This is a genomic window from Spongiactinospora rosea (assembly GCF_003315795.1).
Lineage (GTDB): Bacteria > Actinomycetota > Actinomycetes > Streptosporangiales > Streptosporangiaceae > Spongiactinospora > Spongiactinospora rosea.
The window spans coordinates 226,154-238,788 of sequence record NZ_QMEY01000005.1; the positions used below are offsets into that span (position 1 = coordinate 226,154).

Below are 12,635 nucleotides of genomic sequence, written 5' to 3' on the forward strand. Positions count from 1 at the left end.
TCAGCAGGTCGCGAGCATCTCGGCCAGCGCGGTCTTCTCCGCGTCGTCCACCGCGAGCCCCCACCTGTACTTCACGTCCACCCACGAGCGGGCGTAGGTGCACTGGAAGCTCGCCAGCGGCGGACGCCAGAGCGCAGGGTCCTTGTCGCCCTTGGCCTGGTTGACGTTGTCGGTGACGGCCCAGAGCTGGCTGGAGGCGAGGTCGTTGGCGAACGCCCTGCGGCGCTCGGTCGTCCACTGGTCCGCCCCGGACTTCCACGCCTCCGACAGCGGCACCATGTGATCGATGTCGATGTCGGAGGCGCGCGTCCAGGTCACCCCGTCGTAGGGGGAGAACCAGCTCCCGGAGACGGCGCGGCAGGCGGCGTCGGTGGTGACCTGGTCGCCGTCCCGCCGCAGCACCGTCTCGCGGGTGTCGCAGGTCCCCGACACCGTGGTCCAGTGCGGGAACAGCTCCCGGTCATAGCCCGCGCTGCTGCCGGGCGGGGCGATGGGCAGCGCCTCCAGGTTGGTCAGGGCGGCGGTGACCGGGGGCGGGGGAGGCGGCGAGGCGGCGGCGGGGAGGCCGCCGAGCAGGACGAACGTGATCGCGGACGCGGTTGCGGCGAGTGCTGTGGTGTGTTTCACGCGCGGTGACGGTAGAGATCATCACCCCTGGTGACGGGGGCCCCACACCGCCCCCGGGGCTCTCCTTGCCGTTCCTTGGCCTGGTGGGGATCGTGTAAAGTGCCGGGCATGACCTGGCGACATTGATCTTCACCTGAACACCGGCTGACGCGTCGGCTCTACGCCTACGCGTTCCTTGATGACCTCATCCTGATCTATCCGGTCTATGCGCTGTTGTTCGCCGAGACCGGGTTGTCGGCCGCGCAGATCTCCACGCTCTTCGTGATCTGGTCCGTGGCCTCCTTCGCGTTCGAGGTCCCGTCCGGGCTGCTGGCCGACCTCTTCTCGCGCAGGCTGCTGCTGATCGTCTCGCCCCTCGTCACCGGCGCGGGCTACGCGCTGTGGACGTTCCTGCCGGGCTATCCCTCCTTTGCGGCGGGCTTCGTGCTGTGGGGCGTGGGCACCGCGCTGACCTCGGGGGCCTGGGAGGCGCTGGTCTACGAGGAGCTCGCGCACGTCGGCCGCGCCGATTCCTACGCCAGGGTGATCGGCCGCGCCCGGGCCATGGGGTCCACCGCGATCCTCGCGGCGAGCGCGCTGGCCGCGCCGGTCCTCGCCTGGGGAGGCTATCCGGCGGTGGGGGTGGCGAGCATCGCGGCGTGCGCGCTGGGCGCGGTCGCGGGCATGGCCCTCCCCGAGACCAGGGTCTCACCGGACCAGGACGAGGATTCCGGCGACTCGGGCGGTGTCCGGGCGTTGTTGCGTGACGGCCTCGCCGCCGTACGGCAGGCCCCCGCGCTGCGCCTCACCCTGCTGCTCGCCTCCCTGCTCACCGGCCTCACCGCCATCGACGAGTACCTGCCGATGCTCGCCGCCGGAACCGGCGTGGCCCTCGCCGCGGTCCCGCTGCTGATGCTGATGACCGATCTCGGCGCGGTGGCCGGAGGCTGGGCGGCCGGTCGCGGCACCCGCCGGCTGACACCCGTCCTGGCCCTGGCCGCCGCCTGCCTCGCCGTCGGCGCGGCCACCGGCCCGGCCGGATTCGCCCTGGTCGGCGTGGCGTTCGGCGGCTTCCACTGGGCCATGGCGGCGGCCGACGCCCGGCTCCAGGAACAGGTGAACGACCGCTACCGCGCGACGATCACCTCGGTGGCGGGCTTCGGCTCCGAGGTGGTGGCGGTACTGCTCTTCGCCGCCTACGGCGCCGGATCGACCTGGGCGCCACCATGGCAGATCTTCGCGCTTGCGGCGGTGCCGTACCTGCTGATCGCCCTGGGCCTCCGCCGGACCTCACGGTGAGGCGGGACGGTCAGATGGGCCCTGTTGCTGTGCCGAGGAGGTCGGCGAGGGCGGTGCGGTCGCTGACGCCCGTGCGGTCGTAGACCGCGCAGAGGGTGTTGGCGACCGTGCGGACCGACACGACCAGGTGTTCGGCGATCTCCCTGTTGGTCAGGCCCTGGGCGGCGAGTTCGGCGATCTGCCGCTGCCGTGGGGTCAGCTCCGGGAGTTCCAGACCGGCGAGCGCGGGGGTACGGGCCCCCTGGCAGCGCCGGGCCAGGGCGCCCGCCCTGGTGGCGGAGGTACGGGCGGCGCGGCGCGCGCCCGTGTCGCGGTGGCGGGCCGCCGCCTGTGCCGCCGCCTCGGCCGCGTGCAGCAGCATGCCCAGCTCCTCGAACGCCGCGGACACCGCGTCGAGGTCGCGGCCGGTGGTGGCGGCGGCGTGCCGGACGAACAGCGCGGCCAGCGGGCCGTCCACCTCCAGCGCCGCCAGCCGTTCCGCGACCAGCTCCCCGTGGCCCAGCCGGACCACGTCGTGCAGCGCGAACGGCGCGTAACACCGCAGCGTTGACTCGGCGAGCCGGAGCGCCGCCGCGATCGCCCCCGGTACGTCGCCGCGCGCGGCGAGCGTCCACACCCGGGCCGCGCGCAGCGGGAACACCACGTGCGGGCCGATCGGCAGGGTGATCCGCTCGGCCAGCTCCAGCGTGTCCGTGGCCGCGTCGGCGTCGCCGAGCAGCGCGTGCGCGTGCGCCAGTTCGCTCAGGCACTGCGCGGCCAGCAGCCCGCGCGGCGCCAGCCCGGCCACGGCGTCGGCGGAGGTGTCCAGCGCGTCGGCCACCCGGCCGCGCAGCCGGAGTACCTGCGCCCGCCGCGAACCGAACTGCGGCCGTGGCCGCTGCCAGGGCCCGAAGCCCGCGCCCGGCTCGGCCCCCTCGCGGGTGAGGCGTTCGGCGGCGTCCAGATCGCCGGTGAGCAGCGCGGCCTGCACCGCCGTGTCCGCCAGCGCCGAACTCAGGCCCGGCCGCGCGTCCGGCTCCTCGGCCAGCACCGCGAGCGTGGCGTCCACCATCGCCAGGCACGCCGTGGCCCGGCCCTCGCCGAGCAGGATGGCCGCCTCGGTGGTGCCGTTGCCGCGCAGCGCCCGCGGCCCCAGTGGGCCCAGCTCACGCGCCCTGGCCAGCAGCGCCCGGGCGGCGCGTACGTCGCCCGCGGCGCTCTCCAGCGACGCGCGCATCGCCATCACGCTCTGGTGGGTGGCCACGTCACCGGCCGGGAGCGGGATCTCCCGCAGCAGGGCACGGGCCTGGTCGATCCGGCCGATGCCCCAGACGAGGTTCAGCGCCCGCATCAGGCCGCAGTCGGCCCGGGTGGAATCGTCCAGGTCGCGCTCCCACGCGGCGGCGTAGACCTCCTCGGCCTCCTGGTGGCGGTCCCGGCCGGCCAGCACCGCGCCCAGCTTGGGCAGCGCGCGCACCGCGCCCGCGTCCACCGCCGCCCTGGCCAGGCGCTCGGCGAGGTCCAGGTCGCGCATGGACCTGGCGAGGTCGCAGGCGGCCAGCAGCAGGGCCGGGTCGCCGGGCACCCCGCCGTCCAGCCGCCAGAGGGCGACCTTCAGTACGTCTTCGCGTCGCTTGGAGCCGAGCGCCGTGACGGCCTCGGCCAGCGCGCCCGCCCGCTGCCGGGCGTGCGGGGCGGCGCACCGGGCGCGCGCCACCTCCCCGTACAGCGGATGGGCCAGGCGGACCTGAACCCTGCGGTTCTCCCGGCGTACGATGACCAGCCGCCGCTCGATCAGCCCCTCCAGGGCCGCCCGGCCGCCGGTCATCCCGGCCAGCAGGCCCGCGCCCACCGGCTCGCCGTACGCGACCAGCTCCAGCGCGGCCCGCTCGGCGTCCGGCAGCCCGGCGATCCGCTCGGCGACCAGCTCACCGAGCGCGCCGGGCACGGGCTCGGGGCCGCGCCAGCGCCACTCGCCGCGAACGCGGGTGAGCCGCCGGGACAATGCCAGCTCGGTCAGGTGGAGCGGGTTGCCCTGGGCGGCGCGGCACAGCAGGGCGGCGGTGTCCGGCTCGACCGGCCCGCCCAGCCCGGACGTGAGCAGGCCCGCGCTCTCGCGGGGGGACAGCGGGGGGAGGTCCAGGCGCGGCAGCAGGTCGTCCTTCCACAGCGCGAGCACGGGGTCGGGCGGCTCGGCGTCGGCGCGGACGGACGCGATCACGCGGGTCGTGCCGTTCGCCGCGATCCGATGGACCAGCGCGGCCGAGGCGGGATCGAGCAGGTGCGCGTCGTCGGCCACCAGCACGGGCGCGGTGATCGTGGCGGCGGCCCAGCGGAGCGGGCCGTCAGCGGGCGGCTGCGCGGCGGGCAGCAGCGGGGCGAAGGCCCCCAGCGGGATCCGCCGCACCGCCTCACTGCCGCGCACCCAGGCCACTCCGGGCAGCCCGCGTACGGCCCGCGCGATGAGCCGGCTCTTCCCCACACCCGACGGCCCGGCCACCACCAGCCCGCCCTCCGCCGACCCGATCCGCGCCACCGCCTCGGTACGGCCGGCGAACGGCCACGGGTTCACCACCCTTGAAAGGCTATGTGAGGACCAACACACATGCGAGGGTATGCGCCCCGCCGATCTCCCCCACCCCTCAGTTCCGCATACCCCTGAACCCCAGGGCCACCCCCGAACGGGGTGGGGATGCGGGTGGGTGGGTCAGAGGTAGAGGCCGGTGGATTCCTGGGGGGAGGGGGAGGGCATCGACTGGCCGTTGCGGAGGGCGTACAGCTCGGCGAGGGTGGCGCCGTCGGGGCCGATGCCCTGGTCGCTGCCGAGCCAGGACGCCGCCTCCTCGCGGGGCAGCGGGCCGACCTCGACGCGGGCCAGGCAGCGCCCAGGGCGGACCACGGCCGGGTGCAGCCGGGACAGGTCTTCGTTGGTGGTGATGGCCACGAGCACGTCGCGGCCCTGGCCGAGCAGGCCGTCGGTCAGGTTGAGCAGGCGCGAGAGCCCCTGCCCGCTCGCCGCCTTGGCGCCCGCCCGGATCAGCTCGTCGCAGTCCTCCAGGACGAGCAGCCGCCACTTGGTCTCCTCGCCCGAGGGCCCGTCACCCGGCTCGCCGAAGCCGATGGCGACCTCCATCAGGTATCCGGGGTCGTGGAACAGCCGCTCCGGATCGAGCACGCAGTCGACCTGGCACCAGTCCCGCCACTCGCGGGCCAGGCTGCGCAGCAGCGTGGTCTTGCCGGTGCCCGGCGCGCCGTGCAGCAGGAGCAGCCGGCCGCTCACGTCGTCGCGGGTGAGCCGCATCAGGCGATCCAGCTGCCCGCCCGCCGCGCGGCTGTAGTTGCCCGCGATCCGCGCCCAGGGCATCGCGGTGATCGGCCGCTCCCTGCGCCGCCCCCCGCGCTCGGTACGCCACCAGAAGCCGATCTCCACATGGGCCGCCTCGGGCGCGGGGGCGGCGGCGTCGCGAACGGTCTCCGCGACCACGCTCGTGGCCAGCTCCTCGCTGACCGCCGAGACGTGGACGGTCGCCGAGCGGTCCTTCCACCTGATCACCCGCAGCGTCCAGCCCTCGCCCTCGATGAGGCGGGAGTCGCGGCCGTCCTCCTCGTGCGCCGCGCGCACCACACGACCGCCGGACGGCATCAGCGGCGCGTCCGGCAGCACGCGCTCCACCGACGCCGAGCGCGACCATGGCTGGGCCCCCGTGGCGAACGGCGACAGGGCGAGCGCGTCGATGACATCGAGCGCCGAGTCGCCGTCATCCAGCCATACGGTCATCGGCAGGCCGGTGGCCCCCTCCTCCTGTCCGCCTTGCTCGCGTGGTGTGCTGAATCGGACCTCCTTGACGACTGACATGGGTCAATGATCCGAGCCGGGCGGCCCCCTGTCGACGGGTTTTCCGAGACCGGTCTTGCCAGGCGGTTCCCCGTTGTTCCTGGTGCCTCCTGGGACGGGAGAGGTCCGGCGAGTAGATTCGATCTCAGGCGCGTTCCCCACAAGGAGGATCATGGACATCGGGCGTATCGGCGTCTGGCAGCTCTTCGGGCGGGCCCCGCTGCCCGCCGTACGGCAGGCCGCCGCGGTGATCGAGCGGCTCGGGTACGGCGCGCTTTGGGTCGGCGAGTCGCCGGGCGGCCGGGAGGTGTTCACCTCCGCGGCGCTTCTGCTCGCCGCCACCGAGACCGTCCCGGTCGCGACCGGCATCGCCAACCTGTGGGCCCGCGACGCCGCCGCCATGGCCGCGGCGGCCGAAGCGCTCGGCGAGGCCTACCCCGGGCGGTTCCTGCTGGGCATCGGTGTGAGCCACAAGCCCCTCGTCGCCCTCCGCGGCCACGACTACGCGAGCCCTCTGTCCGCCACCGCCGACTACCTTTCGGCGCTGGAGGCCGCCAGGGAGGGCCTGGAGTTCCATGCCGACCCGCCGGTGCCCACCGTGCTGGCCGCGCTGCGCCCCCGGATGCTGCAACTGGCCAGGGAGCGTACGGCGGGCGCCCACCCCTATTTCGTGCCCGTCGAGCACACGGCGCTGGCCCGCGAGGCGCTCGGCCCCGGCAGGCTGCTCGCCCCCGAGCAGGCGGTGGTGCTCGAAACCGACCCGGCCACCGCCAGGGCCACCGCGCGCGCCCACACGTCGGTCTACCTCGGTCTGCCCAACTACGTGAACAACCTGCGCGGGCTCGGCTTCGGCGACGACGACTTCGCGGGCGGCGGCAGTGACCGCCTGGTGGACGCGATCGTCGCCTGGGGCGACGCCGAGACCGTGGCCACCCGCGTCCGGGCGCATCTCGACGCCGGGGCCGACCACGTCGCCGTCCAGGCGCTGTCCGCCGACCTCGGCCAGGTGAGCGCGCAGCTCTCCCAACTCGCCCCCGCCCTCGGCCTCACCCCGCGCCCCGCCGGGGGCTGAGCGTGGACCCGCGGCGCGCCCGTGAGCTGTTCGCCGCGGCCAGGGTGGCGCGGCTGGCCACGATCCGCACGGACGGCTCGCCGCGCCTGGTCCCCGTGACGTTCGCGGTGCGCGGGGACGTGGTGGTGACCGCCGTCGATCACAAGCCCAAGACCACGGCGGCACTGGGCAGGCTGGCCGACATCGAGGCGCGCCCGCGGGTGTCCCTGCTGGCCGACCACTACGACGACGCCGACTGGACACGGCTCTGGTGGGCGCGCGCCGACGGCCACGCGCGGGTGGCCCGCGACGGCACGCCGGAGACCGGCTGGCTGGTGGAGAAGTACCCGCAGTACCGCGACCGGCCGCCGCGCGGGCCCGCCGTACTGATCACCGTGGACCGCTGGTCGGGCTGGTCCGGCTGAGCCCCCAGGGCCGGTGAAATCGACCGTGCGCCGGTCGGGGTCGGTGAGCGAGGATCGCAGGGTGACCCGGCAGAAGGGAATCCCGGCCATGTTGGACCTGTTCACCCGGCAGTCCCGCTACAGCGATCCCGGCCCGTACGCGGCGCTGCTCGACGGCCTGCCCGCCGACCCGGTGGAACTGTCCGCCGTGGTACGAAACGTCCTCGTGCACTACCGGGCGAGCGGGCTGTCCTTCGTCCCTGGCCGGCTGGCCGAGATCGACGGCAGGTGGCTGGACCGCATCCTGGCCGCCGACCAGAGCCGCAACCCGGGGCCGCTGACCGTGCCGCGCGCCCCCGAGGACCGGGTGGCGGGCTGCTGCCGCGACTTCACCCTGCTCATGGTGGCGGCGCTGCGGCACCAGGGGGTCCCGGCGCGCAGCCGGGTGGGGCTGGCGAGCTACCTGATGCCCGGCTGGAACTGTGACCATGTGGTCGCCGAGTACTGGGACGGGGAACGCTGGGTGCTGCTCGACGCCCAGCTCGAACCGGCGGCCGACCGGCCCTTCGACCCGGCCGATGTCCCGCGCGGGCTCGGCCCCGGCGAGGAGTGGCGCTTCATGACCGCCGCGCGGGCGTGGACGGCCTTTCGCGCGGGCGAACTGGACGCGGACACCTGCGGCGTGGACCCCTCGCTGCCGATGAGCGGCGAGTGGTTCCTCCGCGACCAGGTCGTCCACGAACTGGCGCACCGCCGCGGCGACGAACTGCTGCTGTGGGACGCCTGGGGGATGACCGGCCCGGACATGCCGGGCGGCCCCGAGCCGATCGACGAGGTCGCCGCACTGCTGCTGGCCGCCGAGGCGGGCGACACGGCCGCCGAGCCGGAACTGGCCCGCCGCTACAGCGCCGACGCCGGGCTGCGCCCGGGCCGCCAGGTGATCTGCCTGTCACCGACGGGCCGGCACGCCGACATCGATCTGGACCGCCGGACCTCCACCCCTCGCCCACCTTCCCCGGCCCCCTGAGCCCATCGCCGTCACCCCGATACCTCGGAGACTCCCGAAGACCGCGGGCACCCGGTGGATCCGGAGCGGTCGGATCCACCGTCAGCGTGGAGGCCGTGAACATCCCGGAGCCCCGGAGGCCGTGGGAGGGGCTTCCGGGGCGTTGGGTCACACGAGGGGGGTGAGTACGGTGCCGGCGGCGACCGTGAGGCCGCCCTCGCGTACGGCGAAGCCGAGGCCTGTCTCCAGGGCCACGGGCTTGCCGAGGTCGACGATGGCCTCGATCGTGTCGCCGGGCAGGGCGGAGGTGGCCGTGTCGAGTTCGACACGGCCGGGGACGTCGGTCGTGCGCAGGTAGAACTGCGGGCGGTAGCCGGTCGCGATCGGGGTGCTACGGCCGCCCTCGGCGGTCGTCAGGAGGTAGATCCTGGCCCTGAACCGGCTGTACGCGCGCAGCGAGCCCGGCGCGGCGAGCACCTGACCCCGGCGTACCTGCTCCCTGCGCACACCGCGCAGCAGCACGGCCGCGTTGTCGCCCGCCTCGCCGTGCTCCATCGTCTTGCCGAACGTCTCCACCCCGGTCACCACCGCGGTGAAGCCGCCGCCCAGGCCGACCGCCTCGACGGTGTCGCCCACCCGGACCGTGCCGCGCTCGATGGCGCCGGTCACCACCGTGCCGCGCCCGGTGACGGTGAGCACGTTCTCCACCGGCAGCAGGAACGGCGCGTCGGTGTAGCGCACCGGCACCGGTACGTGCTCGTCCACCGCGCGCAGCAGCGACTCGATCGAGGCCGTCCACTCCGGGTCACCGGCCAGCGCCCGCAGCCCGGAGACCCGGACCATGGGCACGTCGTGGTAGCCCTGCTCGGCCAGCAGCTCGGCCAGCTCCAGCTCGACGAGGTCGAGCAGCTCAGGGTCGGCCCCGTCGGCCTTGTTGAGCGCGACCACGACGTGCTCGACGCCGACCCTGCGCGCGAGCAGCACGTGCTCGCGGGTCTGCGGCATGATCCCGTCCTGCCCGGACACGACCAGGATCGCCCCGTCGAGCTGCGCGGCCCCCGTGATCATGTTCTTCACGTAGTCGGCGTGGCCGGGCATGTCCACATGGGCGTAGTGCCGGTCGGCCGTCTCGTACTCGACGTGGGAGATGTTGATGGTGATGCCCCGAACCGCCTCCTCCGGCGTGCGGTCGATCCGCTCGAACGGCACGTACTTCGCCCCGCCGCGCTCGGCGAGCACCTTCGTGATCGCCGCGGTCAGCGTCGTCTTACCGTGGTCCACGTGCCCCATCGTGCCGATGTTGAGGTGCGGCTTGGTGCGCGTGTAGGCCCGCTTGGCCATGATCCTTCCTTCGATGCCCGGTGGTGCCATGAGATGGCGACCCGCACGCTCGCTCGACCCTTCCCCGCCGGGTCACCCAGGACGACCGGGAAAGGGTCAGCGCTCGACGCCGCCGGGAAGCGCCGCGGCGCAGGGCATCGGGGCACGCGCCGGCGCGCCCGCGGATGCGGGCGTCGTCGGGAACAGCGCGTGCCGGAACATGCCGCCCATCGTCCGGTACGCCGGCCTGCCGGGGCAACCGGTTTTCCGGCGCGGTTGACCTCGACCTGACTTGAGGTTGCATCGTGGGTTCTCGATAACGACAAAAGGGGTGGAAAGACATGCAGGCGATCCGGCTGCACGCATTCGGACCGGCGGACAACCTGATCTATGAGGAGGCCGCGGACCCGGTGCCCGGCCCTGGCCAGGTGAGGATCGCGGTCCGGGCCGCCGGGGTGCACCTGGTGGACACGATGATCCGGGCGGGTACCGTCGGCGGGCCGTTCGCCGAGCCCGAACTGCCGACCATCCCGGGCCGGGAGGTCGCCGGGGTCGTGGACGCGCTCGGTGAGGGCGTGGAGGAGTCCTGGCTCGGCCGTCGCGTCGTGGCCCACCTGGGCCTGGTCCCCGGCGGGTACGCGGAACTCGCGGTACGCGACGTGGCCGCCGTCCACGAGGTGCCGGACGGCGTGGACTTCGGCGAGGCGGTGGCCATGATCGGCACCGGGCGCACCACCATGGGCATCTTGGAGGTGGCCGGTCTGGTCGAGGGCGACGTCGCCGTGGTGACGGCCGCCGCGGGCGGCATCGGCGCCCTGCTGGTCCAGGCGGGCCGTAACGCGGGCGCGACCGTCGTGGCCCTCGCCGGCGGCCCCGCCAAGGTGGCCAAGGCCCGCGAACTGGGCGCGGACCACGCCTTCGACTACACCCGGCCCGGCTGGCAGGACACCGTACGGCAGGCCCTCGCCGGTCTCACGGCGACCGTGGCCCTGGACGGCGTCGGCGGCGAGGCCGGGCGGTTCGCGATGGACCTGCTCCGCCCCGGCGGCAGGCTGTTGCTGTTCGGCTCGTCCGACGTGGCGGGCGGCCAGGTCGAGATCACCACGGATCTCCTCTACGAGCGCGGCCTGACCGTCGCGGTCCCGTTCGGCCCGCGGCTGATGAAGCGTCCCGGCGGCATCCGGGAACTGGAGGAGTGGGCGCTTTCCGCCGCCGGGTCCGGCGCGCTGCGGCCGATCGTGCACGAGTTCCCCCTGAAGGACGCCGCGCAGGCGCACGCCGCCCTGGAGAACCGCCAGACCATGGGCAAGGTCGTGCTGGTCCCCTGAGCGAACGCGGGCCTCAGGGCCGCATGACGACAGTGATCGTCAGAGGGTGTCAGAGCATCTGTCAACGGGTGCTAGCGTGCTCACAGCCCCAGACCCAGCAGGATCTCGTGAGACGCGAATGACCCCTCCCCTCGCCGGACGGCCCGCCCGTTCCAGGATCGCGGCGGCCGGCCTGATCGGCACCGCGATCGAGTTCTACGACTTCTACATCTACGGCACGGCCGCCGCGCTGGTGCTGAACACCGCCTTCTTCCCGCAGCTCGACCCACTGGCGGGCACGCTGGCGGCGTTCTCCACCTTCGCGGTGGCCTTCCTGTCCCGGCCGCTCGGCTCGGCGATCTTCGGGCACTGGGGCGACCGGATCGGGCGCAAGTCCATGCTGGTCGTCTCGCTGCTGCTGATGGGCCTTTCCACGGTGGCGATCGGCCTGCTGCCCGGCTACGCGGCGATCGGCGTGGCCGCGCCCACCCTGCTGGTGCTGCTGCGCTTCCTGCAGGGCGTCGGGCTGGGCGGGGAGTGGGGCGGCGCGGCGCTGCTGGCCACCGAGCACGCCCCGCCCGGCAAACGCGGCCTGTACGCGATGTTCCCGCAGCTCGGCCCGCCGATCGGGTTCATCGCCGCCAACGGCCTGTTCCTCGTCCTCGGCGCGACGCTGACCGATGGCGAGTTCGCCGGGTGGGGCTGGCGGCTGCCGTTCGTGGCCAGCCTGCTGCTGGTCCTCATCGGCCTGTACGTCCGGCTCAAGATCTCCGAGACGCCCGTCTTCCAGGCCGCGATGGACGAGCGGAGGATCGCCCGCGTGCCGTTCGCCGGGCTGATCCGCCACCAGTGGCGGCGGGTCCTGCTCGGCGCGGGCGCGATGGTGATCTCCTACACGCTCTTCTACACCGCCACCACCTACTGCCTGTCGTACGCGACCGGCACGCTCGGCATCCCGCGCACCACGATGCTCGCGCTGACCATGCTGGGCGTGGTCTTCATGGCCGCCGGGACGATCGTCTCCTCGGCGCTGTCGGACCGGCTGGGGCGGCGGCGGGTGCTCATCTGCGCCGCGGGCGCCTCGGTGGTGTGGGGGCTGGTGATGTTCCCGCTGATGGAGACCCGTTCTGTGGTCCTGGTGGGGGTGGCGCTGGCCGGTGCGCTCGGGCTGATGGGCCTGGCGTTCGGGCCGATGGGCGCGTTCCTGCCGGAGCTGTTCCGTACCGAGTTCCGCTACAGCGGCGCGTCCGTCTCCTACAGCCTCGGCGGCGTGCTCGGCGGGGCGGTGCCGCCGCTGGTCGCGACCGTCATGCAGCGGGGCGGCCTCGGCACCACCGGCATCGGCATCTACGTGGCCGTGATGGCCGCGCTCAGCCTGGCCTGCGTGCTGGCGCTTCCGGAGACCCTCGACCGCGACCTCTGAGCGGCCTGATCTCAGCCGGACCTTCGGGGGAGGCGGAAGACGGGATGGCCGGTGGGCGGCACGTCGGCGTCCAGCGAACGATCGCTCAGCAGTTCGGCGGCCGCGGGGTCGAGGAAGACCCGGGCCCGCGACTTCTCGATCACCTGGTCACCCGGGCGGGGCGCGCTGGCCAGGGACAGCTCCAGGGAGGCGTCATCGCCCGATTTCAGGGTGATGCGCAGCCCGGCGTCCGCGGGCAGGTCCTCGCCGACCATCAGGTCCCGTATCGCGGTCACGGCCGTGTCGGTCAGTGCAAGCACGGCATGCCCCTCCTCTCCGATCCTGCGGTCCGGCTTTCCGCACGGGCAGGGGTCAAACCCAAGTGGCGGCCAAAAACCGGGGGCGAGGGCGGATAGGGCGGGCCCT

General features: G+C 74.0%; 11 protein-coding genes. 6 read left to right on the forward strand and 5 right to left on the reverse strand.

Translation table 11 applies throughout. The annotated features are described in order from the left end of the window. Complete coding sequence (locus tag DP939_RS15250) at positions 1-627, reverse strand: HNH endonuclease family protein (protein ID WP_113981349.1); 627 nt, start codon at positions 625-627, stop codon at positions 1-3. A 192-nt stretch (positions 628-819) separates the two neighbouring features. Between DP939_RS15250 and DP939_RS15255 the strand changes: the two genes are divergently transcribed. Next, on the forward strand, positions 820-1,905 hold the full coding sequence (locus DP939_RS15255; RefSeq protein WP_225878279.1) for an MFS transporter: 1,086 nt from the start codon (positions 820-822) through the stop codon (positions 1,903-1,905). A gap of 10 nt (positions 1,906-1,915) precedes the next feature. Here the strand turns inward: DP939_RS15255 and DP939_RS15260 are convergent, their stop codons facing one another. Beyond that, a complete protein-coding gene (locus DP939_RS15260) occupies positions 1,916-4,459 on the reverse strand; it encodes a LuxR C-terminal-related transcriptional regulator (RefSeq protein WP_147268003.1) in 2,544 nt (847 codons plus the stop codon). A gap of 132 nt (positions 4,460-4,591) precedes the next feature. After that, positions 4,592-5,740 carry a DUF5925 domain-containing protein gene (locus tag DP939_RS15265; RefSeq protein WP_225878262.1) on the reverse strand — a complete coding sequence of 383 codons (1,149 nt, stop codon included), beginning with the start codon at positions 5,738-5,740 and terminating at the stop codon, positions 4,592-4,594. A gap of 151 nt (positions 5,741-5,891) precedes the next feature. Here DP939_RS15265 and DP939_RS15270 point away from each other — a divergent pair, with 151 nt between their 5' ends. The 3 genes from DP939_RS15270 (at position 5,892) to DP939_RS15280 (ending at position 8,201) form a co-directional block, all read left to right on the forward strand. Beyond that, positions 5,892-6,791: a TIGR03620 family F420-dependent LLM class oxidoreductase gene (locus tag DP939_RS15270; RefSeq protein ID WP_113981352.1), complete on the forward strand. Its 900-nt coding sequence runs from the start codon at positions 5,892-5,894 to the stop codon at positions 6,789-6,791. 2 nt (positions 6,792-6,793) lie between these two features. Beyond that, the gene (locus DP939_RS15275; protein WP_113981353.1) at positions 6,794-7,195 is read left to right on the forward strand and encodes a TIGR03668 family PPOX class F420-dependent oxidoreductase; all 402 of its coding nucleotides are present in this window, start codon (positions 6,794-6,796) and stop codon (positions 7,193-7,195) included. Positions 7,196-7,283: 88 nt separating this feature from the next. Continuing rightward, positions 7,284-8,201, forward strand: coding sequence for a transglutaminase-like domain-containing protein (locus DP939_RS15280; protein WP_113981530.1), 918 nt, complete (start codon positions 7,284-7,286; stop codon positions 8,199-8,201). A 147-nt stretch (positions 8,202-8,348) separates the two neighbouring features. Here the strand turns inward: DP939_RS15280 and tuf are convergent, their stop codons facing one another. After that, positions 8,349-9,521, reverse strand: coding sequence for an elongation factor Tu (gene tuf, locus DP939_RS15285; RefSeq protein ID WP_113981354.1), 1,173 nt, complete (start codon positions 9,519-9,521; stop codon positions 8,349-8,351). Between the two features lie 320 nt (positions 9,522-9,841). Between tuf and DP939_RS15290 the strand changes: the two genes are divergently transcribed. Together DP939_RS15290 and DP939_RS15295 are read left to right on the forward strand one after the other, a co-directional pair. After that, a complete protein-coding gene (locus tag DP939_RS15290; protein ID WP_113981355.1) occupies positions 9,842-10,828 on the forward strand; it encodes a zinc-binding dehydrogenase in 987 nt (328 codons plus the stop codon). Between the two features lie 118 nt (positions 10,829-10,946). Beyond that, entirely contained in the window at positions 10,947-12,230 is a 1,284-nt protein-coding gene (locus DP939_RS15295) for an MFS transporter (protein WP_113981356.1), read from the forward strand. An 11-nt stretch (positions 12,231-12,241) separates the two neighbouring features. On the opposite strand, the gene DP939_RS15300 is transcribed toward DP939_RS15295, so the two are convergent. Beyond that, entirely contained in the window at positions 12,242-12,529 is a 288-nt protein-coding gene (locus DP939_RS15300) for a HesB/IscA family protein (protein WP_113981357.1), read from the reverse strand. Positions 12,530-12,635 lie beyond the last annotated feature (106 nt).